Genomic DNA, 23,110 nt, shown 5'->3' with positions numbered 1-23,110 from the left:
ATACCGGCCAGCGCGAGCATCGCGGTTGCGGCGAAGGCGATCCCCATCAGCCCGGCCAGGCTGTAGGCGATGATGATCCCGGCGCAGATGACGAGCGTCGGCATGGCGGTCGATTCAAGGCTGATCGCCAGGCCCTGGATGACGTTGGTGCCATGGCCGGTCTCGGACGCCTTGGCGATCGAACGGACCGGGCGGTAATTGGTGCCGGTATAATATTCGGTGATCCAGATGATCAGGCCGGTGATGACCAGTCCGAGCAGCATGCACCAGTAGAGGTCCATGCCGGTGAAGGTTGTCGCCCCTGCGGTGATCGTCGCATTGAGATCTCCGAGCGCATATTGGGTGGCGAAGAAGATCGCGATGGCCGAGGTGACGGCGGTAGTGACGAACCCCTTGTACATCGCGCCCATGATGCTCGTGCCCTTGCCGAGGCGGACGAAGTAGGTGCCGAGGATCGAGGTCAGAATGCACACGCCGCCGATCAGCAGCGGCAGGCTCATCAGCGGGAGGAGGGCGTCGCCCGCACCCTTCACGAGGAGGGCGGTTAAGACCATGGTCGCGCCGACGGTGACGACATAGGTTTCGAACAGGTCGGCGGCCATGCCGGCGCAATCGCCAACATTGTCGCCGACGTTATCGGCAATGACCGCCGGGTTGCGAGGGTCGTCCTCGGGAATCCCGGCCTCGACCTTGCCGACCAGGTCGGCGCCGACGTCGGCAGCCTTGGTGAAGATGCCGCCGCCCAACCGCGCGAAGATCGAGATCAGCGAAGCGCCGAATGCCAGCGCGACCAGGCTGTCGACGACGATGCGGTCATTGGGGGCATGCCCGCCGACGTTGATGAGATAATAGAAGAAGCCCGCGATCGCGAGCAGCGCGAGCCCGGCCACGAGCATGCCGGTGATCGCGCCGGCACGGAACGCCATGGTCAGGCCCTGCTGCAGGCCCTCCGACGCCGCTTGCGCAGTTCGCACATTCGCGCGGACCGAGATGTTCATGCCGACGAAGCCGACCGAGCCCGACAGGATCGCACCGAGGACGAAACCGCTCGCGGAAAGACCGCCGAGGAAGACAAAGACGATGACCGCGACGACCACGCCAACAATGGTGATCGTCGTATATTGGCGCCGAAGGTAAGCCGAAGCGCCTTCCTGGATTGCCGCGGCGACCTCCATCATCCGTGCATTGCCGGCGGAGGCACGTAGCACCTGCTGGCTGGTCAGGATGCCGTAGAGCAGCGCGACGACGCCGCAGGCGATCGCGATAAGTACCAGGTTCATGTCGTGAATTCCCCTATTCGACGATGACGCCGCGCCGCCGATTGGCGGCCGCGGCCGTGAAAAGCGGGGGAATGTGTAGCGGGGTTTCGGGCGGAGGCAACCCGCCTGTTGCCAATGGCTTGGAAGAGCTCGTTTTATTGAAGCAGTAGAGCGGTCGCCATGCCCGACGCCAGACCGATGAGGCCGACGATCCATTGGCGGGCGCTAAGCGCGGCGATGTTCATACCCAAGCGTCTCCGGCAACGGCACCTCGCCGGCGGCGTCGAACAGGGAAAGTTCTTCGCCTTCGGCCAGCCTGCCGATCGGGGCGATGATCGTTCCTGAGGGTAAAGAAAGGCTTAACGCCGGGTCCAGTCCGGCGGGAAGTGCGGCGAGCAGCGCATAATCGTCGCCCCCGGTCGCGGCAGTGAGGCGCGCGCGGCGGTTGGCACCGACCTCGGCGATGAAGGCGCGTGAAAGCGGAAGTGCGTCGAGATCGAGCCGCGCGCCGCAACCGCTGGCGCGCATCAGGCGCTGCAAATCCATGAGCAACCCGTCGGACACGTCCATCATCGCATGGGCATGGGGCGCGAATAATCGGCCGACCGCAAGCTGCGGCACGGGACGGCGATAAGCTTCGACCAGCGGGCCCTCGGCCTTGGGATCGGCTTCGAGCACGGCGAGACCCGTGGCGGCATCGCCGAGCAAGCCGACCAGCCACAGGCGATCCCCGGGCTTGCCGCCCGATCGTGCGGGAACATGGGCGCCGCCGCGGCCGATCGCGGTCAGCCCGAGCACACGCGGCGCGCCGGCGGGGAGCGCGATCGTGTCGCCGCCGAGCAGCGGCAGGCCATAGGCCTCGCACGCCGCCGCGACCCCTGACAGGAATAGCTCCTCCCACCGCGGATCGCCGCCGATGGTCACGCTCATCAGCGCGGCGAGTGGTTCGGCCCCTTTGGCGGCGAGGTCGCTCAGGTTGACGGTGACTAGCTTCCAACCGACCGATGCCGGTGGATCGTCGGGGCGGTAGTGCACGCCTTCGGCGATGCTGTCGTGGGTGAGGACGAGGTCGCCAAGCACCGCCGCGTCATCCTCGAGCCGACGCGCGCCGGGATGAGTGGCGATGGCCCGGAGCCGCTCGATGAAATCAAGTTCGCCGATGCTCATTGCCTAATCCTAGGCGGGCCGCGCCACCTTGGCGATGGCATCGAGAAGGCCGTTGACGAAGCCCTTCTCGCGCTTGTCATAGAAGGCGTCGGCGACATCGATATATTCGCTCAGCACGCTGGCCACGGGAACGTCTGGCCGCGCGATCAGCTCATAGGCGCCGACCCGCAAAATCGCTTTCATCGGTTTGTCGAGCCGGGCGAGGCTCCAGCCTTTGGCGAGCCGGTCTGCTATCAGCTCGTCGATTTCGGCTTGCCGGGCGACGGTGCCGCTGACCAAATCGTCGAAAAAGCTCTGCTCGGCGTCGGCGTAGGTCGCGCCTTCGATTGTCGCGCCGAGGCGGTGATCGTGGAATTCGTGGATCAGATGGGGTGTCGGCGTGCCCTCCATCTCCTGCTGGTAGAGCGCCTGCACGGCGGCGAGCCGGGCGGCGGAGCGCGAGAGGGAGCGTGCCATGGCGCGGGCCTGTAGCCGCTCAGGCACGGCCAAGGAAGGGGGCCAGCGCGGCGGCAACTTGGTCGGGGGCCTGCCACGGCGCGAAATGGCCGACGCCCTTGAGCGGCACCACTTCGACATCGTCGCCCACCTCGCCGATGCTCTCGAGCTGGACCGGCAGCAGCGCCTTGTCGTCTAGGCCCCAGATTATCTGCACGGGCACGCGTAAGCGGCCGGCAAACTTCACCACCCAGTCGGGCAGGGGAATGGTTGGGCCGGGAGGGGGCACAATGAGATGGCTGGCGCGGTACCAGTTGAGCATCGCGGTCAACGCGCCAGGACGGCTCCAGTCGACAATGTAGCGGGCACGTTCCCCAGCCGGTATCGAGTCGAGGTCGACATGCTTCGAAAAGCTTTTGTCGAAGAAAGCATCATAGCCCATCGCTTCGATCGCTGCTTCCATCCCCGGAGCCCGAAATGCCGTGATATATTGCGAGGCGGCGCGTTGGCCGGCGTCCTCGATCAGCGTTTTCTGGAAAATCCACGGGTGAGGCGAATTGACGATTCCCAACCGCTCGATCCGCCTATTGCCGCGCAGCGCCGCCGCCCAGGCGATCGCCCCGCCCCAATCATGCCCGACCAACGCGAACCGGTCGATGTCCATCGCATCGGCTAGCGCGAAAATATCGGCGACCAACGTGTCGGTGGCGTAGGCCGCGACGTCCTGCGGCCGGTCGCTGGCCCCGAACCCGCGCAAGTCGGGCATGATCAGCCGGAATCGATCGGCCAGCAACGGCGCTACGCCGCGCCAGGTCCGGTGCGATTCGGGGAATCCGTGGAGGAGGATCACCGGTGGTGCGTCGTCGGCCCCGGCAAGCGCGACGTTCATCGTGACGCCGGTCGACAGAGAAGCCTTTTGTATCTGTATCATGATCGCGCCTTCGTCCGGGCTGGCAGCGCCGCCGCGAGCGCGCCATAGTCAGGGAGACGGCAAGGGAGAAACGCATGGGTCAGGCGAACGGACGGCATATCGGGATCCTGCTGCACAGTGTCGAGGGCGCGCTGCTGTGTTACTCGACCGCGGTGCATGAGGCGATGCGGTGGCTGGGAAAACATCGCCATCCGACCATCACCATGTCGGGCCGGGCGATGGATGAAGCGCTGGCGGCATGGGACGCCGACGACCATGCGGTGATCCGCGCGATGCTCGCCGAAGATCTCGGGGCACTGGCCCGCGCGGGTGCCGAGTTTTTCGTCCTGCCGGACAATACCGCCCACATCGCGCTCGAAACCGATGGACCCGATCTACCGTTGCCCGGCCTGCACATCGCCGAGGAAGTCGCGACGAGCGCGGTCGCGCGCGGATTTGCCAAGGTCGGGATATTGGGCACGCGTTGGACGATGGAGGGGCCGGTTTATCGCCGCGCCTGCGAAGCGCGCGGGATCGGCTGGGCGGTTCCGGATGAGGCGACCCGAAAACGGCTTCATGCGATCATCATGGACGAACTGTGCATGGGAGTGTTCGAGCAGCGGTCGATCGAAGAATTTCGGAACGCGGTCGATGCCTTGCGAGCCGCTGGCTGTGACTGCGTGGCGCTGGTTTGTACCGAAATTCCGCTGATCATCAACGACGCCAATTCGTCGCTGCCGGTGCTCGACTCGACCCGGCTCCTGGCGCGCGCCGCGGTCGATGTCGCGCTCGGCGAACGGCCGCTGCCGACCTGGTGCGGCGGGCCGGTCACGGATAGCTGACCGTCTTGGGCACCGCCGGAATCGGGATGAGCTCACCTCGTCGCCGGGGACGAGAGGGAAGCGGCGGGCTTGCCAGTCTTCCTTGTCCTGATTGACCCGATCGCGCGACGAACTAACGAAGTTTCACTACACGCGACGCTTGGTCGCCATCGGCTGGCCGAAGGCAGGGCTGACGGTGTCCTATCCACTCAGAATGGCAGAAGGGTTTCTGATCTACGGGTTGATTGGCCGGCTGAACTAACCGGCTGTCCGCAGTGGGTCGAAGGCCAATCTCAACGCCAGAAGCCTTCGGGGCACGTTAGCGGTTCGCGGCGGAGATACCGCGGGACGCGAGCCACGCCTCAAGCGCTTCGGGCCAGCTATCGGCAGGCAGATGATGAGGACGAAAGGCGAAGCCGTGCCCGCCTCTTTGGTAAATGTGCAGCTCCGCAGGCACCTTCGCGTTCGTCCATCGCACGAACATGTCAGCACTCCGTATCGGCGGCGCCTCGGGATCGTCCTGCGCTGCGACGATGAACAACGGGGCTGCACCCGCAGACGGCCCTGATGGTTTAAGCAGCGCACCATATAAAGACGCGGCGAAGTCTGGCCGAACAGAGGGATCGCTGGCGTCCGCCGCGATCACGGTAATCATTGCCCCGGCAGAAAAGCCGATCATGCCGATGCGATCCGGTGCAATACCGAATTGCTTCGAATGCGATCTGACGAAACGCATCGCCTGTTCGGCATCGGCAACAGCGATATCGCGTGCGCCTTGTGTTCTGCGGGCAAAGTCATCAAATGATCGATCCACGGGAGCACCGGGACTGGGAGGCCGAACCCGGTATTTTAGGACGAACGCGGTGATGCCGTGCTGCGTGAGCCATCGCGCAGTTTCCAATCCGTCGAGATCCCAAGGCAGCGCACGGAAGGCTCCACCAGGCACGACGATCACCGCAGTCTTGTTGGATCTCCCGGACGGGGGACGGAATACCGTTAGGCTCGGCATGGTGACGTTCGTGATGATGTGAACCTTGCCAATGTTCGGTAGTTCGATGTCGGCTGTTTCCTCCAACCCCGTCCAACTCTGGGTGCCTGGCGGTTGTCCCGGCCATATGCGGATGACCTCGGGTGAGGGGGGCTGCGTACGGCGAGCAGCAGGGGCGGCCCCGCACGAAACGCACGTCGCTAGTACGGCCAACAGGACAAGTTGTTGGCGTGGGCGGCGCTGCGGCTTCTGTAAACGGGAACGCATCGATGACCTCCATCAGCTTCGGAAGCTAGCATACGGGCCAATGTCCGCAATGGGTCGAAAACGGACGCCAACTAAAGGTGGCTAACCTACGGGCGCTGTCGCCCTAATGCTGAGCGCGTGGACGCGTTCGTCCATCAATTCGCCGAGTGCGGCGTAGATGGCGCGCTGGCGCTGGACCCGCGATTGGCCGGCGAAAGCGGGGCTTTCGATCTGAAGTGCGAAATGGCTTTCGCCGCGGCCGTCGTGGCCGGCATGGCCGCGGTGGTGATCGCTCTCGTCGATCAGTTCGATGCGGGTTGGGGCAAGCGAGGCGTTGAGCCTCCGAAGCATTTCAGCGGCGACGGGGCCGGTGGCAGAAGCGGTCATATCGACTATATAGGCAGGCTGGACCAGCGAGGGATAGCGTGGCGTCGCGCAACACGAAATTTCACGGCCGGATCGAAGGCGCGCGCGAGCGCTGCGCTTATCACGGGTGCGGTGAGCCGGGCGAATATCGCGCGCCGCTGAGCCCGTCGAGCTTCGACGGTCCGGGGGAGTGGCGGTACTTCTGCCTCGACCATGTCCGAGCGTACAATTCGCGCCACAATTATTTCGCGGGAATGACGATCGAGGAGATCGAGGCGGCGCAGTCGCCGATCGCCGGATGGGACAGGGCGACGCGCGCCTTCGCCGGGGCCGGCGCCGACCCCAGCCCAGCGTGGCGCGATTTCGCCGATCCGCTGGATGCGATCGCCATGCGCTACCGGCCCGAGGCGCGGCGCGAGCGGGTCGACCGCTTCACCGCCGCCGAGCGAAGCGCGCTCGATGTGATGGGGCTGGACGGGGAGACCGACCGCACGCTGCTGAGGACGCGCTATTCGGAGTTGGTCCGGCGCTATCACCCCGACCGCAACGGCGGGAATCGCGGGTATGAGTGGAAGCTCGGCGAGGTGATCGAGGCTTACGCCTTGCTCAAGGGGTCGCGGGCGTTCGCTTGACGCGAACGCATTCGCCTAGGCCAGATCACAGCCGCTCAATCGCGATCGGGCGCGCCGAGCGGGAAGTAGTTACGATATGGCCGCGCCTCGTCGACCGCGCGGGCGACCGCCGGATGGGCAAGCAAGCGGGCGCGGTACGCGGCGAGGCGCGGGCGCGATGGCCCGATCGGCTCGACCCAGTCGGCGTAGAACAGCGACGGAGCCGCGGCGCAATCGGCCAGCGTGAAGGCGTCGCCAATCGCCCACGGGCCGTCGCCGAGATTGGCTTCCAGCCAGTCGTAGGCGATGCGCAGCCGCTCAAGCGATTTGGCGACGCCAAACGGGTCTTTCTCTCCCTCAGGACGAAGCGCGTTGAACACCGAAACGCTCGCCTGATCCATGACATGGAGGTCGAAGAAGCGGTCGAGGAAACGGACACGGCGGCCCGCCTCACCTTCAGGGATCCAGTCGTTCGGGCCGCGATGACAGGCGTGGAGATGCTCAATGATCGGGGTTGTTTCCACGACCGTCACGCCGTTGTCGAGCAGGAGCGGAAACTGGCCGAACGGCCAGCGGCGCTTGAGCTCAACCATATTGTCCGGATGCTGTTCGTCGAGCGCCCGATACGTGAACGGGGTTTCGTCGGCATAGAGCGCGATCAGCACTTTCCAGCAGTAGCTGCTGAAGGGATGAGCGAAAAGTTCGAGAGTCATGCGTTGCTGTCTTCCTGTTTCATCTGTTCTTGCCGCGCCAACTCGCGATCGCTTGGCGGAATGGCGAGGAATGTGCCGAGCTTGACCTCACCGGCGGGCTCATAGGTGGCGATGATATTGCCGCCGGGCGAGACGTCATGATCGATCATCTTCATCGTACTCGGCGGGCTGCCGTCACGGAACAGGCGCTTGCCGCTGCCCAGCACGACCGGGAAGATCATCAGCGTCAACCGGTCGAGCAGCCCGGCGGCGAGCAGCTGCGGATAGAGCGTGCTGCTGCCCTGAATGATGAGATCGGGCCCGTCTCCGCGCTTGAGCTCGGCAAGGGCATCAAGGCTGTCTAGGCGGTGGCTGTTCTGCCATTCGAGCGGTTGGTCGCCGCGAGTGACGACATATTTGCCGACGCCGTCGAACAGCTCGCCCATCGGGTTGTTGTCGCGCTCGACATAGGGCCAGTAGGCGGCGAAAATGTCGTAGGTCCGCCGCCCCAGCAGAAGGTCGAACGGCGGCGTGAACAGCCGGTCGATCGCTTCTCCGGTGCTTTCGTCGCCCAGCGCCGGGAGCCAGCCTCCGAAGGCAAAACCTCCAGTCCAGTCCTCGGTCGTTCCGCCGGGCGCCTGCATGACGCCGTCGAGCGACACGAAGGTCGAGCCGATGATCTTACGCATCGGCCTTGGCTCCCTCGGCGGCCTCGATCGATGCGATGTCGATCTTTTTCATTGTCATCATCGCGTCCATGGCGCGCTTGGCGGCGGCGCGGTCAGGATTCGTCACGGCACTGATCAGCGCGCGCGGCGTGATCTGCCAGGAGAAGCCCCACTTGTCCTTGCACCAGCCGCACATGCTCTCTTCGCCACCACCGTCGATTATGGCGTTCCAGTAGCGGTCGGTTTCTTCCTGGTTATCGGTCATCACCATGAAACTGACCGCTTCGTTGGGTTTGAATTTCGGTCCACCGTTCAGGCCGAGGAAGGGCCGGCCGAGCACCGTGAAATCGACGGTCAGCTCCTGGCCTGACGGACCCGACGGCGTGTCAGCCGCCGATTTGTGCGTTTGGCCGACGCGGCTGTCGGGAAATGTGGCGGCGTAAAACTCCGCCGCTTTGCGCGCTTCGTTATCGTCGAACCACAGACAGTTGATCAGCTTGTCGTCGGCCATTTTCCGCTCTCCTTACTTACCGACCAGCATGAATGGCACGCCTTCGGGGTCGCTGGCCTGGACGACGCGCTGGCCGTCGGGAACTTCCATCGGGCCGTTTCTTACTGTCCCCCCGCCGGTACGAATCCGATCGACCGCGCCGTCGATGTCGTCGTTGTTGAAAGCGAAACCCCAGCCGGTGGACGCGCCCGAGGATGCCTTCATCATCGCGCCGATCCTTTGTCCGCTATGGTGGACGAACTGATAATCGCCCGCTTCGCCCATCGGCATGACATCGCCAAGCGTCCAGCCAAATACGTCGGGGTAAAAGGACTTGGCGGCATCGAGATCGCTGGTGACGAGCTCGTTCCAGGCAGCGTGGCCCTTCTTGTCGGGCGCGAAACTGGTGCTGACATGGTCGGCCACCGAACCGCGCATGACGTAGAATGGATTGCCCTGCGGGTCGGCGACCAGCGCGATCCGGCCGACATCGGGGATGTCGTTGGCCGGCATCAGGGCCTTGCCGCCCTTGGCCTCAATCTTGGCGACGGTGTCATCAACGTCATCGACGCCGATATAGCCAAGCCATGTCGGCCGTGCGCCTTGGTCAATCATGTCCTTGGTCAAGGTCATCGTCCCGCCGACCATCCCGTCGCCGGTGTCGATCATGCGATAGTCCATGGGGTTCGACGCCTCGGCCTCGATCGTCCAGCCCGCGACCGGATCGTAGAAGCGCTTCGCCGCTTTGGGATCGCGGGTCAGCAATTCGTACCAGATGTAATCGCCATGTTGGTTGCGTGTCATAATCGTTTCCTTCACTATAAATCGGTTTTAAGAGTTGGCCGCTTCCCGCGCCCGGGCGCCAACACCGGTGGTGTCGACGAACGGCTTGAAGCCGCCCCAAAACATGCGCTTGCCATCGAACGGCATCGGCTGGACGCCTGGCTGCATTTCCGGATCGGCCATGATCTTTTCCCAGCCAGCGTCGCGGGTCGCCTTGTCGGGCCAGATGATGAAGGAGAAGATGACGTTCTCGCCGTCTTCGGCTTTCACCGCCTTGAAGAAATCGGTGGTGTGGCCGTGCTCCAATCCATCGCCGATCGCCTCGAGCGAGCCGAGCGCGCCTTGTTCCTTGGCCTTCCGCGCGAACGTTTCCGCCATCGTTTTATAATCAGCAACCTTATCGTCGCTGATCGGCAGAATGAATCCGTCAATGTAGTTCATGCCGGTACTCCTATTGGTTGAGACACTGAAAGGGGTGGCGTCGGGCCCGCGTCCTGGAACGTCGCGAGATGGTCGGCCATCGCCCGTTGGTAGGCGGGGCGAGCCTCGCCGCGCGCGACATAGGCGGCGAGGTTGGGGAATTCCTTGAGAAGACCGCTGGCGTGCAGCTCGCGAAGAACCGAGACCATTATGAGGTCGCCGACCGAGAAATTGCCATCGAGCCATTGCTTGTCGCCAAGTGCCTCCGACAGGTCGTGAAGGCGCGACCGTATCGTTTCGACCACGCTCGGCCGCCGCTCGGCCGACCATGGCTTATCGGCTTCGAACAGGTCGACGACCGACAGTTGGGCGACGAACGGCTCGACCGAATTGAGGGCGGCAATGACCCATTGGATAGCATGCGCGCGGCCGGCCATATCGAGGGGCATCAGGCCGAGTCTTTGCTCAGCGATACGGATCGCGATCGCGCCGGATTCGAAGATTTCCACGTCGCCGTCCGAGTAAGTTGGCACCTGACCGAAAGGCTGGAAGTGGCGCTGCGCCTGCGATTTGACTTCGTCGAAGTCGATTAACCTGACTTTATAGGAAAGCCCGACCTCCTCGAACGCCCAGCGGGCACGGGTCTCGCGGACAAAGCCGCGGGCGAAGTCGGGTACCCATTTGAACCCGGTGATTTCGTATTTAGCGTCAGGATCGATGGGCATGACAAGCCTCTCTTTTTTTGGTCAGGAGCTAGGGTAGGCCAGTTTCGGATACCAGTCGGTTCCGCGGCCGCCGGGGGTCATGTCGAGGATGTTCCACAGCGGCGTCGGGTCCGGCGCTAGGTGAGGGTAGAACCCCGGGTCGGCGGTTTCGAAGCCGCCTTCGGCCGCCCAGAACAGATTGACCTTGTCACCGCGTCGCTGCCAAACTGTGATGATCGCATTCTCGGCGCCTTCCGGATCAAGGCCGCCATAGTCGTGGGCAAAGTCGTCGCCGACCGTCTGATAGAATTTGAGGTGCGACCAGCCGCGTTCGCGGGCGAAGTCGATCTGGCGCGAGACGGGAGAGCGGCCGACGATGGCGATCGCGATGCGCTGCTCGATGTCGGGTGTCGGCAAGTCGAGCGAACCGACGAATGAGGTGCACATCGGGCAGGAGCGCTCTCGTTCCGGCCCATACATCCAGAAATAGGTGAACAGCGTGTCGTGCCGGCCGAACAAGTCGGCAAGCCCGACCTCCTTTCCGGCTTCATCGAGGAAGCGATAATTCCTCGTTTCGCCGCCCGGAGGCAGTGCGCGGCGCTGTTTGGCGACGCGCTGGATTTGGCGGCGAAGTTCAATTTCCTCGGCAAGCAGCGCCGTGCGCGCCTTGCGATATTCGGCGCTTTCATTGGGGAAGCGGGTCTTGCTGTTCGCCGCGAGGTCCGAAGCTGGCGCGAGTGACTGATCATTGCTCATCGCAAATTTCCCATCGGCGGCGCTTAGGCGGATACAAAGGCGGCGGCGCGCTGCTCGGCCGTCTGCGCGTTCATCCGCATCAGCTCGAAGATATGACGAAAATCATCCGGTCCAAGGCGTTTTCTCCCTCCTGATACTTCTCGATTCGACTTGTCAGTTATCTGCGATAGTTATATAAAGCAACTATGCAGTTAGAAAAATTAACTCATAAACGACGAGACGAGAATAAGCGTCGGTACGATGATGCCTGCTCGGCGGCGCATGGCATGGACTTGATCGGCGAGCGCTGGTCGATGCCCCTGATCCGCGAACTATTGCTTGGACCCCGACGGTTCGGCGACCTGAAAACAGCTCTAAACGGAATTAGTGCCAATGTGCTGACGCAGCGGCTCGAAGGGCTTGAAGCGGCGGGCGTGCTGGTCCGCCGGAAGCTGCCGCCGCCGGCTTCGGTTCAGGTCTACGGGCTTACGCCCTGGGGGCAGGAGGCCGCGCCGATCTTCCAAGCGCTAGGCCGGTGGGCGGTCCGGTCGCCCCAGCACGATTCGAGCCGGCCGTTCAGTCCGGTGTCGCTGATGTTGTCGCTGCGCACCATGATGGACCCCAAAGCGGCGGGCGATCTATCCGCGACGATTCAATTCGACATGGCCGACGAAAGCTTTTTCTGGATACGACGGCAGGGGGACATCCGCATTGGCCGCGGCGAGGTCGAGAGCCCCGACCTGATTTTCCGCGGCACGCCCGCGGAAATCGCCGGCTATTTTTATGCCGGCGCGCTCCTATCCTCGATCGAGGTCGAGGGCGACGAGGCGCTGGCGGTTCGCCTGCCGAGCTTGTATCCGATGCCGCCCAAGGCCCCGTCCGCGGGGAGTTGAGGCAGATGGCGCCTGAATCAATTAGCTGCGCTGGCCGCTTGACCGACCCGTGAACCAGACGGCCGCCAGCCAGGCATAAAGCCCTACGAACCACAGTCGATTGTAGGTGCCGACATCGCTGTCCATCGGAAATGCGTCTGGCGAGGCTGACATGATCGAAACAATCCTGACCTGAAGCGCCACCAGGCTTGCGATTGCGACCAGAGCGCCGCCGAGCAGTAACGCGCGATTGGGCGCGCCACGACGCCAGAGCCCGATAGCAAGAACCAAAGCCGCAATTGGCACCACGGGAATGCCGACCATTCCGGTGAGGCTGTGGACTTGGCCGTGCATGGTCATCTGATCCGCTGGCGTGCCCATCGGGTCCATCGCGAAGAAGCCAGCGATGAACATTACTGCGCCGCCAAACAGGTGAAGCCAGGCACCCGCCGTCACAAGCTTGCCCGCGCCGCGATCGCGATACGCGAGGCCGACACAGAAAATGGCCGCGCCAGACACAAAGAATAAAACGCGACCAAGCCAGCTATAGTCGCCGGTTGCATATTCGCTGACGAACCGCGCTGTTGGCGCCAAATCGGGCTTGAGCAGGTGAAGAAGCACGAGGATTATGGCCGAGCCGAGGCCCAGGATTCCGACCCACGTAGACCAGTGTTGTTTTGGCATCGTTGCCGAGCGAGGCAAGTGCATATCGGTCATCAGCTTCTTCCATGAAAAAAGTTAAGCGCTGGCCTGACAACGGCGCACGGGAATTCGGGATCATTGCCCGGCCGGATAGACGGTCTCGCCATGTCGTGACAACCGCGAAGTGACGAAAGCGAGGTGACGGTGGCGTGCACCGACGTTCCGGCCGGTGTTCGGCCCGAGGATCACTCGGTTGGCCTCAAGGCGTCGCTCGACGATCTGAACGCGTTCGTGACGGGCGGCGGTCCGGACTGCACGAATGACGGCCGCGATAGCGCGACCGCGTTGCGTTCTTGAGGTGGCGCCTCCCTTCGCCTAAGGCTTGAGCCATGGCCGACATTCCCAATATCGCCCCCGAAAGCCGATCCGACACGATCATGGCGGCGCCCGACAAGATGGTCAGCCTGCGCGATGCCTTCGGAGTCGATAGCGACATGGAGGTTCCCGCCTTCAGCGAAGCTGATGAACGGGTCCCCGATCTCGACCCGGCCTATGTGTTCGACCCCGACACGACGCTGGCGATCTGCGCCGGCTTCGCCAACAACCGACGGGTGATGATCCAGGGCTATCACGGCACCGGCAAGTCGACCCATATCGAACAGGTCGCGGCGCGACTTAACTGGCCGACGGTGCGAATCAATCTCGATGCCCATATCAGCCGCATCGACCTGGTCGGACGCGATGCGATCGTGCTCAAGGACGGGCAGCAAGTGACCGAGTTTCGCGAAGGGCTGTTGCCGTGGGCGCTGCAGCATCCGGTCGCGCTGGTGTTCGACGAATATGACGCCGGGCGCCCAGACGTGATGTTCGTCATCCAGCGCGTGCTGGAGACCGAGGGAAAGCTGACCCTGCTCGACCAGAATCGGGTGATCCGGCCCAATCCTTGGTTCCGGTTGTTTTCGACCACCAACACCATCGGCCTGGGCGATACGACCGGCCTCTATCATGGCACGCAGGCAATCAACCAGGGGCAGATGGACCGCTGGAACATCGTCGCGACGCTCAATTATCTGCCGGCCGAGACCGAGGCGCAGATCGTGCTCGCCAAGTCCGGCGAATATGACAATGTCGACGGCAAGGCGGCGGTGACCAACATGATCAAGGTCGCCGATTTGACGCGGCAGGGGTTCATCAACGGCGACATTTCGACCGTGATGAGCCCGCGCACGGTGATCAGCTGGGCGGAGAATGCGATGATTTTCGGCGACATCGGCTTCTCCTTCCGCCTGTCGTTCCTCAACAAATGCGACGAAAGCGAACGCGCGCTGATCGCCGAATATTATCAGCGCGTGTTCGGCAGGGACCTGCCCGAGAGCGTCGCCTCGCGCGCCTGACATGGCCGCACCCAATCCCCTCGATCGATTCCGCACCGTCCTTGCCGGCGCCGCTCGGGCCATCGCCCGTGACCCGGAGGCGGAGGTCGTGTTCGCCTCGGATGGATTGCAGGCATCGGGCAAGGTGGCGCGCGTTGTGTCGCCCGGACCATCGCTCGAGCCGCGGCTGGTGGCCGAGGCGCGCGGTGCGGCCGATGCGCTGGCGCTCAAGCTAAGGCATCATGACCCCAAGCTACACGCGGCGCGGGCGCCGCATGCCGAGGGCGATGCGCGCGGAGTGTTCGACGCGCTCGAAACGGCGCGGGTCGAAGCATTGGGCGCCAAGTCGATGCAGGGGGTGCGGGCCAATCTCCATGACCTAGCCGAGGCGCGGGTGCGGGTCGACGCGATCACCCGGGCGCGGACTATGGAGGAAGTGCCGCTGGCGACCGCGGTCGGGTTGCTGGCGCGGCAGCGGTTGACCGGCGAGGAGCCGCCCGAGGCGGCGCGCGCCGGGCTCAAGCTGATTGCGCCGTGGATCGAGGAGAAGGCAGGGGCCGAGCTCGACGCATTAGCGCTGACGCTCGACGATCAGGTGGCGTTCGCGACGTTGGCGCGGCGGCTGCTCGAGGATCTCGACTTGGCCGACGCAGAAAGCGACGCCGATCAGCAGCCCGAGGAGGGCGGCGAGGAGGATCAGGGCGAGGGCGAGGGGCCCGACGACAGCGACGACGTCGATGCCGACGGCGGCGCGGCCGGCGGCGAGATGGAAATGCGGGCCGAGGAGGGCGACCGCGACGAGGATGGTGACGACCAATCCGAGCGCGACGCCGAGATGGACGACGGCGACGCGATCAGCGGCGACGACGGTGCCGAGCAGGCGCGCGCCAACCCATCGCGGCGCAACTGGCCCGACGAGCCGCTGACCGACTACAAGCCATTTACCGGCCGGTTTGACGAGACGGTGCCCGCCGCCGAACTGTGCGACGAGGGCGAGCTTCTACGGCTACGGGCTTATCTCGACCAGCAGATGGCGAGCCTTGGCGGCGTCGTGACGCGGCTCGCCAACCGTTTGCAGCGGCGGCTGATGGCGCAACAGTCCCGCAGTTGGGAGTTCGACCAGGAGGAGGGATTGCTCGACGCGGCGCGTCTTGCGCGCGTGATCGTCTCGCCGGCGCATAGCCTGAGCTACAAGATCGAGCGCGAGACCGAGTTCAAGGACACGGTGGTCAGCCTGCTGATCGACAATTCGGGATCGATGCGCGGGCGGCCGATCTCGATCGCCGCAACTTCGGCCGACATTCTTGCGCGGACGCTCGAACGGTGCGGGGTGCAGACCGAGATACTGGGATTCACCACCCGCGGCTGGAAGGGCGGACAGAGCCGCGAGCATTGGCTGGCCGAGGGACGGCCTCCGCATCCGGGCCGGCTCAACGACTTGCGGCACATCATCTACAAGCGGGCCGACGAGCCCTATCGGCACGCGCGGCGCAGCCTCGGGCTGATGATGCGTGAGGGATTGCTCAAGGAGAACATCGACGGCGAGGCGCTGCTGTGGGCGCACAGTCGACTGCTGGCGAGGCCCGAAGAGCGGCGCATCCTCTTGGTGATTTCCGATGGCGCGCCGGTCGACGATTCAACCGCATCAGCCAATGGCGGCAGCTATCTGGAAAAGCATCTCAGGCAGATTATCGGTTGGATCGAGGCGCGGTCGAGCGTTGAGCTCGCGGCGATCGGGATCGGTCACGACGTGACGCGTTACTACAAACGCGCGGTGACGATCATGGACGCCGAGCAGCTCGGGGGCGCGCTGATCGAGCAGCTCGCCACCTTGTTCGAAAAGAGATGAGGAAGGAACTCGGGCCCGGGGCGATTACGCACCCCGGGCCCCCCTCGATACGCGACGCGAGGGATATCTTCCGCCGTGGCCGGCGTCTTGGTAGGCCCGCCGAAGCATTGTTTCGGTGGGAACCGCAACGGGGAAAGGGGAAACCCCGTCGATGCAGCGGCTTGTGCGTGATTCGCGGTGATGAGAGGCTGAACATGGCGTGCAGCGTCCATTCATGAAATCGGTCCATTTCAACAGCTTGCTGGTGGCCGTGGCAGTAGTCGCGTTTGGGGGGTGGTTGCGGCAACTTCCCAACCGGCACGCGAGAAGCGACCGAACGGTTGCGCTTCATTATTGGCCCGTTTTTGCGCCGCCCCTCAGCGCCTTGGGCGCGTCGATGGTCGGGATGTGGCAGGTCGAGGCGGACGATCCGCGCTTCGGCGGCGTGTCGGGGCTCGCAGCTGATCGAGGGCGCCTGATCGCGATCACCGATTCGGGAACGATCTTGCGGTTGGATTTGCCCGGCCGCGCGCCTGCCAATGTCACGCTGCACGACTTGCCGGCGGTGGCGGGCAGGCCGGACCGGAAGGTCGGGCGCGATGCCGAGGCAATCGTGCGCGATTACACGGGGGAGGGTTGGTGGGTGGCGTTCGAGCAGCGCCATTCGCTGCTGTATTATGACGCCGGCTTCACTCGCCTGATCGAGCGGCGCGGCGTAGCCGGCGATCTGCCCTCCAATCGCGGGATCGAGGCGCTCTATTTCGACAGGGCAGGCCATCTCGTCGGGCTGCCCGAGGCTACCGGAGCCTCGGATGCGGCGCGCCTGCCTGACGGACGGCTGGCCCTGCTCGAGCGGATCGTCGGATTGTCTGGCCTGCGCTCGCGCGTGATTGCCAGCAACGTGGACATTGCGCTGCCGCTTGGGGCGTTCGAAAATCCCGAAGCGATCACAGCCGAGCGGCTGGCCAGCGGCGCCACTCGGCTGTGGATCATGACCGACAATGATTTTCGGTCGAGCAACCCCACCCTGCTGATCGCAATCGACCTGGCGCCCGGCCGTTAGCCGGCGGCAGCCACGTCCTGACGGATCGGGTTCGGGCGGTCCTATGCCGAGGCTTTCGCCTTTTTGGCAATCTCGCGCTTCAGCTTGGCCGCCCGGGCGGACAATTTGTCCTCACCAGTCTTGACCAGCCAATTGTCCAGCCCGCCGACGTGCTCGACCGAGCGCAGACCGTGGGTTGAAACCTTGAGTTTGATGCTCTTTTCGAGCGATTCGGACATCAGCGTGACGTTCTGCAAGTTGGGCAGGAAAGTCCGCTTAGTCTTGTTGTTGGCGTGGGAAACATTGTTGCCCACCTGACGGCCCTTGCCGGTCAGCTCGCAAACGCGCGACATCGCTCACATCCTAATTTTGAAGGTGGGCACGGTTGCGCCCGGAATGCGCTGCCCGATACAGAGCGGGGGGCGAACCGTCAACCTCGCCGCCTTTTGTCGGCAACCCGACAGCGGGTCGGGCGTTGGGTCAGCAACAATTAGGGGATATAGCATGCGCGCCATTTTTCTGATCCTCATTCTTGCGGTCGTCGCGATTATTGGCGCGGTGAGCCTCGGCCTGATCGACGTCTCGCAAGTGCGCGGGGCGAAGGCGCCGACGGTAGAGGCCAACAATGGCAAGATCACCGCAACCGGCGGGCAATCGCCGAAGTTCGAGGTCGAAACCGGCAGCGTCGGCGTCGGGACGCGCGAGCAAAACGTCACCGCGCCGTCGGTGACGGTCAAAGTGCCGGTGGTCGAGGTCAATCGCCCGGCCGACAAGCGAGCGCAGCCGCAAACCAACACCGCACAATAGCACGACATGACATCGCGGGCAGGGGACGCTAGCACTTCGGCGATGAGCGCTTTTCCCCTGCCGCCACCGATGCGCCGCGCGCTCGATCTGGCGATGGTCGCGGCCGAAGCCGGTGAAGTGCCAGTCGGCGCGGTCGTCACCCATCAGGGCGAGATCATTGCCGAGGCACGCAACGCGATGCGCGGGAGTTTGGACCCGACCGCCCATGCCGAAATGGTCGCCATCCGCCATGCCGCCACGCGTCTGGGCCGGTCGCGCCTCGACGACTGCACCCTATGGGTCACGCTCGAGCCGTGCGCGATGTGCGCCGGGGCGATCGCCCTGGCCCGGATCGCGGCGCTCCGCTTCGCCGCCGAGGATCCCAAGGGAGGCGGCGTGGTCCACGGCGCGCGGGTCTTCGCCCAGCCGACCTGCCACCATCGCCCGGACGTGATCGGCGGCATCGGCGAACAAGAAGCGGCAGCTCAGCTCAGGGAATTTTTCGCTGCGCGCCGCGCCTAGCCGCGACCTCGCCCCCCGCGAGCGCTTGCCGCGCGGCTCCATTGAGGGCATGGAGCCGTGAAGCATCATGAGCGACCCGCTCCTTCCCTTCCCCTGGCTTGACCTGCTCCTGATCGTCGCGCTGGTCGTGGTGAATGGGGTCCTGTCAATGAGCGAGCTGGCGATCGTGTCGGCGCGCGAGGCGCGATTGAAGGCGATGGCCAAGACGGGATCGGCGGGCGCCACCGTCGCGCTCAAGCTGGCGACCGAGCCGGGGCGTTTCCTGTCGACCGTGCAGATTGGGATTACGTTGATCGGCATCCTCGCCGGGGCCTATTCGGGCGCCAGCCTGGGAACGCCGGTCGGACAGCGGCTAGCGCTGCTGGGCATGGACCCGGACACCGCGCGGAGTGTCGGCTTCGGGCTGGTGATCGTGCTGACCACCTTCGCCAGCCTGGTGATCGGCGAACTGGTCCCCAAGCAGTTCGCTCTTCGCAATCCGGAGGCGATCGCTGCGATCATGGCGCGACCGATGACGTGGCTAAGCGTCGCGACCGCGCCGTTCGTTTGGCTGCTCGACCGCACCAGTGCGTTGATCTTCAGGGCGATGGGCCTCACGCGCGAAAACAAGAATGTCGTGACCGCCGAGGAATTGCATTTGGTCGTCGCCGAAGCGCAAACCGCCGGCGTGCTCGAGGAGAGCGAGCGCGCGATCATTTCGGGCATCGTTCGGCTCGCCGACCGGCCGGTGCGCGAAGTGATGACGCCGCGAACCGACATCGACTGGATCGACATTAATTGCAGCCGCGATCAGATTCGCGCCGAGCTGGCGGCGACCCCGCACAGCCGCCTGCCGGTGGCCGACGGGTCGGTCGACAATATCGTCGGCGTGGTATCGACTCGTGATATGCTTACCGAAGTGCTTGATGGGCGGGAAATCAACATTCGGGCATTGACCCGCAGCCCGCCGGTGATTCCCGACTTGATGGACGCGATGGATGCGCTTGCGGTGCTGCGCTCTGCCGAGGTGCCACTGGCGTTGGTCCATGACGAATATGGCCACCTCGACGGCATCGTCACGCCCGGATCGATCCTCGCCGCGCTGGCAGGCGCGTTCGCCAACGACATGGACGAGGGCGAGGATCCGCCCTGCCTTGAGCGCGACGACGGAAGCTGGCTGGTGTCGGGCGCGGCAAGCGCCGACATATTGAGCGACCGGCTTGGCTTGGCGATGCCGGCCGAGCGCGATTATTCGACCGTCGCCGGGTTCGCCCTGTCGGTTCTCAAGCGGATTCCCGAAACCGGCGAGACATTCCGCTTCGACGGTTACAAATTCGAAGTGGTCGACATGGACGGACGCAAGATCGATAAGCTACTGGTCAGCCGGCCCAAGCGCCGCCAGGCCGATCAGCCGGGCGAGACGCAAGCCTCGGTTTAGAGATTTCCGAACTTGACCCGATAGCCATCAAGATCGCCGCGGGCGAGGTAGTCGGCCTGCTCAACGATCCGGTCGCGCTCAAAGCGGCCACGGAAGGCCCCCAGCGAAACGTCAATATCGCCGACCTGATGCGGCGACAGGCTAGCAATCTGGTCGAAGCGGATGATCCCCCGATCGTTGAGCATCGTCGCCAGCTTGGGGCCGACGCCCTTCAGAAGGACAAGGTCGTCGGGCGGACCGCTCGCGCCGGGGAGATGGTCGTGGACCCTGGCGCTGAGAATATGGCCGGCGACGTCGCTTGCCGCGGCGGCCGCTTCGTCGCCGAGGCCGCGCCCCTCATGATCGCGGACACGCCTTGCGGGTCCGGTCATGTGCGGGCGGACCGGAATGTCCTTGCTCAATGTGACACGCTGGCGCGGGCGAAAGATCAGATAGCCGACGATCGCGCCGATGAGGACGCCAAGCAGCAGCACCGGCCAGTAGATGGTCATGAATTCCATTAGAGCCTCTTTTTCCAGATGTTGGCGCGCCGGCGCAGCTCGAGCAGATAAGCGAGCAGCAGGCCGAGCGAAAAGCCGGCGAGGCCGAGCAGCATGGCTTCGACGATCAGCGGAATCACGGCCTGGTCCTGTAGGGGATGACAGGCGAGGCCGGATCCCAGCGCACCTCGATCACGCCCGGCACCTGGTCGAGGACGCGGACTAGCTCGGTGTGTTGAAAATCATTGGCCGGGCCCGACAGGATCAACCGGCGGGCCATAGGATGACGCTCCAACTGCGCGCCAACCTGCGGCAGCTCATAATAGTCGAGGGTGCGCCGCGAAATGAGCTCGGCACGCTGGGCGAAACGGTCGCCGGCGCCCAGCGCGTGCCACAGGGCGGCGACACCAAGGGTGGCGGCGATACCGATGGCGAAGATGGAAAGGCGGTTCATGACTGGCGCTCGAGCTCCCTCCAGCCGATATCTCGGCGGTGGAAGCCGTCGGCATAGTCGATCGCGTCGACCCCGCGATAGGCGCGAGCGCGGGCGTTGGCGAAGCTGTCGGCGACGGCGGTCACCGCCAATACCCGCCCACCACCGGCGAGAAGCGCGCCCGACGAATGGCGCGCGGTGCCGGCGTGGAATACCGTCACGCCCTCGACGCGCTCGGCGGCTTCGATTCCCTCGATCAGCCCACCGCGTCGTGGGGCGTCGGGATAACCCTCGGCCGCGACGATGACGGTCATAGTCGATTGGTCGCTGAGCCGCGGCGCGTCGAACTCGCCGCCGATTGCGACGGCCATCAAAAGCTCGGCGAAGTCGCCTTCGATGCGCGGCATGATGGCTTCGCATTCGGGGTCGCCGAAGCGGACATTATATTCGATCAGCTGGGGTCCCTCGGCGGTCAGCATCAGACCGGCATAAAGCACGCCGCTGAACGGGGTGCCAGCCTCGGCCATGGCGCGCGCGGTCGGCTCGACGATCTCGCGCATCGCGCGCGCCTCGAGTTCGGGGGTCAGGACGAGGGCCGGCGAGTAGGCGCCCATGCCGCCGGTGTTGGGGCCGGTGTCGCCCTCGCCGACTCGTTTATGATCCTGGGCCGAGGCGAGGACGACGGCTCGTGCCCCATCGACCAGAGCGAACAGGCTGGCCTCTTCGCCTTCCAGGAATTGTTCTATTACCATTGGCCCATCGCCGGCGGCGTGGATCGCGGCTTCGGCTTCGGCACGGGACACTGCGACGGTCACGCCCTTGCCCGCGGCCAGCCCGTCGGCCTTGATGACCACCGGGATCGAGAATTTGTCGAGCGCAGCCAACGCCTCGGCTTCGGCCTCGACCCGCACATAGGCGGCGGTCGGGATGCAGGCCCGGGCGCACAAGTCCTTAGTGAAACCCTTGGAGCCTTCCAGCTGTGCAGCCGCGGCGGACGGACCGAACACGGCGATACCGGCGGCGCGAGCGGCGTCGGCGACGCCGGCAACGAGCGGCCCCTCGGGGCCGACGACAATCAGGTCGATGGCGTGGGCGCGGGCCAGTTCGACCACCGCCTTCGGGTCGCACGGGTCGATCGCGATGCACTTGGCCCAGCGCGCGATGCCGGGATTGCCGGGCACGGCGAGAAGGGTCTCGACGCTTGGCGATTGCCTAAGCCGCCACGCCAGCGCATCTTCGCGTCCACCCGAACCCAACAACAGGATATTCATGCCTCTCCCCGACGAACTCGAAAACAGCGGCCTGTTAGCCGAGCCGAAGGGCGGCGACAATTCGCCGCCAGTGTCGGTCAGCGACCTGTCGGGAGCGCTCAAGCGCACGGTCGAGACGGCGTTCGGCTTCGTCCGGGTGCGTGGCGAAATTTCGGGGTGGAAGCGGCATGCCTCGGGACACTGCTATTTCACTTTGAAGGACGAGGGCGCGTGCATCGACGCGGTCATCTGGAAGGGTCAAGCGGGCGGTCTCGCCTTCCGGCCCGAGGATGGCGCCGAAGTGATCGCGGCGGGCAAGCTCACCACCTATCCTGGCCGCTCCAAATACCAGATCGTCGTCAGCCGGATGGAGCTGGCCGGCGAGGGTGCGCTGATGGCGTTGCTCGACAAGAGGCGGCGAGCGCTGACCGCCGAAGGGTTGTTCGACGAGGGCAGGAAGCGGCCGCTGCCGTTCCTGCCGCGCGTGATCGGCGTGGTCACCTCGCCGACCGGCGCGGTGATCCGCGACATCCTCCATCGGCTCGAAGATCGCTGCCCGACCCATGTCATCGTCTGGCCGGTGCCGGTTCAGGGCGAAGGCGCGGCGGGAAAAGTTGCCGCGGCGATTCGCGGGTTCAGCGCGATCGAGCCGGGCGGGCCGGTGCCGCGCCCCGACCTGATCATCGTTGCGCGCGGTGGCGGGTCAATCGAGGATTTGTGGGCATTCAACGAGGAGGAAGTGGTCCGCGCCGCGGCCGACTCGCCGATCCCGCTGATCTCTGCGGTCGGTCATGAGACCGATACGACTTTGATCGATTTCGCCTCCGACCGGCGCGCGCCGACTCCAACCGCGGCGGCGGAGATGGCGGTGCCGGTGCGGACCGAACTGGCCGCGCTGCTCGATGAATATGGCCATCGCCAGTCGGCGTGCCTCATGCGTACGGCATCGCGCGCGGACGAGCGATTGCAGCTGAGCCTTGCCCGGTGGCCCGAGCCGGCGGGTCTGTTCGCCCCCTTCGCGCAACGCCTCGACGAGCTCGGCGAGCGGTTGCCGCGCGGATTGACGCAACGTACCGCCCATGCCCGCGCCGACCTCGCCGCGGTGGCGCCGCGCCTGCAGTCGCGCTTGCTCGAGGAACGCGTCGCTCGCGGGCGCGAGAAAGTGGTATCC

The 23,110-nt window shown here is 64.8% G+C and carries 28 protein-coding genes and 1 pseudogene; 11 read left to right on the top strand and 18 right to left on the bottom strand.

Annotation, left to right across the window (positions count from 1 at the left end; all coding sequences use genetic code 11):
• The 4 genes and pseudogenes from H0W65_RS05455 to H0W65_RS05440 form a co-directional block, all read right to left on the bottom strand.
• Nucleotides 1-1,280 (bottom strand): annotated as a pseudogene (locus tag H0W65_RS05455) (sodium/proton-translocating pyrophosphatase); the annotation flags it as partial.
• A 204-nt stretch (nt 1,281-1,484) separates the two neighbouring features.
• A complete protein-coding gene (gene thiL / locus H0W65_RS05450) occupies nt 1,485-2,426 on the bottom strand; it encodes a thiamine-phosphate kinase (RefSeq protein WP_294004903.1) in 942 nt (313 codons plus the stop codon).
• A 9-nt stretch (nt 2,427-2,435) separates the two neighbouring features.
• Nucleotides 2,436-2,882, bottom strand: coding sequence for a transcription antitermination factor NusB (nusB, locus tag H0W65_RS05445; RefSeq protein ID WP_294004901.1), 447 nt, complete (start codon nt 2,880-2,882; stop codon nt 2,436-2,438).
• A 19-nt stretch (nt 2,883-2,901) separates the two neighbouring features.
• Entirely contained in the window at nt 2,902-3,792 is an 891-nt protein-coding gene (locus H0W65_RS05440) for an alpha/beta fold hydrolase (RefSeq protein WP_294004898.1), read from the bottom strand.
• Between the two features lie 74 nt (nt 3,793-3,866).
• On the opposite strand from H0W65_RS05440, the gene H0W65_RS05435 reads away from it, so the two are divergent.
• Complete coding sequence (locus H0W65_RS05435) at nt 3,867-4,613, top strand: amino acid racemase (RefSeq protein ID WP_294004895.1); 747 nt, start codon at nt 3,867-3,869, stop codon at nt 4,611-4,613.
• Between the two features lie 298 nt (nt 4,614-4,911).
• Here the strand turns inward: H0W65_RS05435 and H0W65_RS05430 are convergent, their stop codons facing one another.
• Both H0W65_RS05430 and H0W65_RS05425 read right to left on the bottom strand, forming a co-directional pair.
• Nucleotides 4,912-5,667 (bottom strand): alpha/beta hydrolase, encoded by a 756-nt coding sequence (locus H0W65_RS05430; RefSeq protein ID WP_294004893.1) that lies wholly within the window; start codon nt 5,665-5,667, stop codon nt 4,912-4,914.
• Between the two features lie 261 nt (nt 5,668-5,928).
• On the bottom strand, nt 5,929-6,213 hold the full coding sequence (locus H0W65_RS05425; RefSeq protein WP_294004891.1) for a BolA family transcriptional regulator: 285 nt from the start codon (nt 6,211-6,213) through the stop codon (nt 5,929-5,931).
• Between the two features lie 38 nt (nt 6,214-6,251).
• On the opposite strand from H0W65_RS05425, the gene H0W65_RS05420 reads away from it, so the two are divergent.
• Complete coding sequence (locus H0W65_RS05420; RefSeq protein ID WP_294004889.1) at nt 6,252-6,824, top strand: DnaJ domain-containing protein; 573 nt, start codon at nt 6,252-6,254, stop codon at nt 6,822-6,824.
• A 35-nt stretch (nt 6,825-6,859) separates the two neighbouring features.
• Here the strand turns inward: H0W65_RS05420 and H0W65_RS05415 are convergent, their stop codons facing one another.
• From H0W65_RS05415 to H0W65_RS05385, 7 genes are read right to left on the bottom strand one after another with little or no spacing between them, the layout of a single operon-like run.
• A complete protein-coding gene (locus H0W65_RS05415; RefSeq protein WP_294004887.1) occupies nt 6,860-7,516 on the bottom strand; it encodes a glutathione S-transferase family protein in 657 nt (218 codons plus the stop codon).
• The gene (locus H0W65_RS05410) at nt 7,513-8,184 is read right to left on the bottom strand and encodes a dihydrofolate reductase family protein (RefSeq protein WP_294004885.1); all 672 of its coding nucleotides are present in this window, start codon (nt 8,182-8,184) and stop codon (nt 7,513-7,515) included. Before H0W65_RS05410 ends, H0W65_RS05415 begins: the two co-directional genes overlap by 4 nt.
• On the bottom strand, nt 8,177-8,674 hold the full coding sequence (locus H0W65_RS05405; RefSeq protein WP_294004883.1) for a VOC family protein: 498 nt from the start codon (nt 8,672-8,674) through the stop codon (nt 8,177-8,179). Before H0W65_RS05405 ends, H0W65_RS05410 begins: the two co-directional genes overlap by 8 nt.
• A 12-nt stretch (nt 8,675-8,686) precedes the next feature.
• Nucleotides 8,687-9,457, bottom strand: a complete 771-nt coding sequence (locus H0W65_RS05400; protein WP_294004881.1) for a VOC family protein — start codon at nt 9,455-9,457, stop codon at nt 8,687-8,689.
• 27 nt (nt 9,458-9,484) lie between these two features.
• Nucleotides 9,485-9,877 carry a DUF1428 domain-containing protein gene (locus H0W65_RS05395; RefSeq protein WP_294004879.1) on the bottom strand — a complete coding sequence of 131 codons (393 nt, stop codon included), beginning with the start codon at nt 9,875-9,877 and terminating at the stop codon, nt 9,485-9,487.
• Entirely contained in the window at nt 9,874-10,581 is a 708-nt protein-coding gene (locus tag H0W65_RS05390) for a glutathione S-transferase family protein (RefSeq protein ID WP_294004877.1), read from the bottom strand. Before H0W65_RS05390 ends, H0W65_RS05395 begins: the two co-directional genes overlap by 4 nt.
• Before the next feature lie 21 nt (nt 10,582-10,602).
• Nucleotides 10,603-11,316, bottom strand: coding sequence for a DUF899 family protein (locus H0W65_RS05385; RefSeq protein ID WP_294004875.1), 714 nt, complete (start codon nt 11,314-11,316; stop codon nt 10,603-10,605).
• Between the two features lie 266 nt (nt 11,317-11,582).
• On the opposite strand from H0W65_RS05385, the gene H0W65_RS05380 reads away from it, so the two are divergent.
• Nucleotides 11,583-12,188 carry a helix-turn-helix domain-containing protein gene (locus H0W65_RS05380; protein WP_294004873.1) on the top strand — a complete coding sequence of 202 codons (606 nt, stop codon included), beginning with the start codon at nt 11,583-11,585 and terminating at the stop codon, nt 12,186-12,188.
• Nucleotides 12,189-12,209: 21 nt separating this feature from the next.
• Here the strand turns inward: H0W65_RS05380 and H0W65_RS05375 are convergent, their stop codons facing one another.
• On the bottom strand, nt 12,210-12,884 hold the full coding sequence (locus H0W65_RS05375; RefSeq protein WP_294004872.1) for a DUF998 domain-containing protein: 675 nt from the start codon (nt 12,882-12,884) through the stop codon (nt 12,210-12,212).
• A 123-nt stretch (nt 12,885-13,007) separates the two neighbouring features.
• On the opposite strand from H0W65_RS05375, the gene H0W65_RS05370 reads away from it, so the two are divergent.
• The 4 genes from H0W65_RS05370 to H0W65_RS05355 all read left to right on the top strand — a co-directional run bounded on the left by H0W65_RS05370 (nt 13,008) and on the right by H0W65_RS05355 (nt 17,073).
• Nucleotides 13,008-13,166: a hypothetical protein gene (locus H0W65_RS05370; protein ID WP_294004870.1), complete on the top strand. Its 159-nt coding sequence runs from the start codon at nt 13,008-13,010 to the stop codon at nt 13,164-13,166.
• Between the two features lie 32 nt (nt 13,167-13,198).
• Entirely contained in the window at nt 13,199-14,203 is a 1,005-nt protein-coding gene (gene cobS / locus H0W65_RS05365) for a cobaltochelatase subunit CobS (protein WP_294004868.1), read from the top strand.
• Nucleotide 14,204: 1 nt separating this feature from the next.
• Nucleotides 14,205-16,031: a cobaltochelatase subunit CobT gene (gene cobT, locus H0W65_RS05360; RefSeq protein WP_294004866.1), complete on the top strand. Its 1,827-nt coding sequence runs from the start codon at nt 14,205-14,207 to the stop codon at nt 16,029-16,031.
• A gap of 376 nt (nt 16,032-16,407) precedes the next feature.
• Complete coding sequence (locus H0W65_RS05355; RefSeq protein ID WP_294004864.1) at nt 16,408-17,073, top strand: esterase-like activity of phytase family protein; 666 nt, start codon at nt 16,408-16,410, stop codon at nt 17,071-17,073.
• Between the two features lie 41 nt (nt 17,074-17,114).
• Here the strand turns inward: H0W65_RS05355 and rpmB are convergent, their stop codons facing one another.
• Nucleotides 17,115-17,405, bottom strand: coding sequence for a 50S ribosomal protein L28 (rpmB, locus tag H0W65_RS05350; RefSeq protein ID WP_294004862.1), 291 nt, complete (start codon nt 17,403-17,405; stop codon nt 17,115-17,117).
• A 151-nt stretch (nt 17,406-17,556) separates the two neighbouring features.
• On the opposite strand from rpmB, the gene H0W65_RS05345 reads away from it, so the two are divergent.
• From H0W65_RS05345 to H0W65_RS05335, 3 genes are all read left to right on the top strand, one after another.
• Nucleotides 17,557-17,859, top strand: a complete 303-nt coding sequence (locus H0W65_RS05345; protein ID WP_294004860.1) for a hypothetical protein — start codon at nt 17,557-17,559, stop codon at nt 17,857-17,859.
• A 42-nt stretch (nt 17,860-17,901) separates the two neighbouring features.
• A complete protein-coding gene (locus H0W65_RS05340; protein ID WP_294004858.1) occupies nt 17,902-18,360 on the top strand; it encodes a nucleoside deaminase in 459 nt (152 codons plus the stop codon).
• Between the two features lie 67 nt (nt 18,361-18,427).
• Nucleotides 18,428-19,777, top strand: coding sequence for a hemolysin family protein (locus H0W65_RS05335; protein ID WP_294004856.1), 1,350 nt, complete (start codon nt 18,428-18,430; stop codon nt 19,775-19,777).
• Here the strand turns inward: H0W65_RS05335 and H0W65_RS05330 are convergent.
• The 3 genes from H0W65_RS05330 to purD form a co-directional block, all read right to left on the bottom strand.
• A complete protein-coding gene (locus H0W65_RS05330; protein ID WP_294004854.1) occupies nt 19,774-20,277 on the bottom strand; it encodes a hypothetical protein in 504 nt (167 codons plus the stop codon). The genes H0W65_RS05335 and H0W65_RS05330 overlap by 4 nt on opposite strands.
• A 115-nt stretch (nt 20,278-20,392) precedes the next feature.
• Entirely contained in the window at nt 20,393-20,710 is a 318-nt protein-coding gene (locus tag H0W65_RS05325) for a hypothetical protein (RefSeq protein ID WP_294004852.1), read from the bottom strand.
• Nucleotides 20,707-21,960: a phosphoribosylamine--glycine ligase gene (gene purD, locus H0W65_RS05320; RefSeq protein WP_294004850.1), complete on the bottom strand. Its 1,254-nt coding sequence runs from the start codon at nt 21,958-21,960 to the stop codon at nt 20,707-20,709. Before purD ends, H0W65_RS05325 begins: the two co-directional genes overlap by 4 nt.
• On the opposite strand from purD, the gene xseA reads away from it, so the two are divergent.
• Nucleotides 21,959-23,110, top strand: a 1,152-nt coding sequence (gene xseA, locus H0W65_RS05315; protein ID WP_294004848.1) for an exodeoxyribonuclease VII large subunit, incomplete at its 3' end; no start/stop codon positions are given. The genes purD and xseA overlap by 2 nt on opposite strands.

Origin of the sequence: Sphingomonas sp., from assembly GCF_013816785.1 — a bacterium.
Classification (GTDB): Bacteria; Pseudomonadota; Alphaproteobacteria; order Sphingomonadales; family Sphingomonadaceae; genus Sphingomicrobium.
The sequence above is the reverse complement of the archived record's forward strand: the minus strand, read 5'-3'. Positions and strand labels throughout refer to the sequence as shown.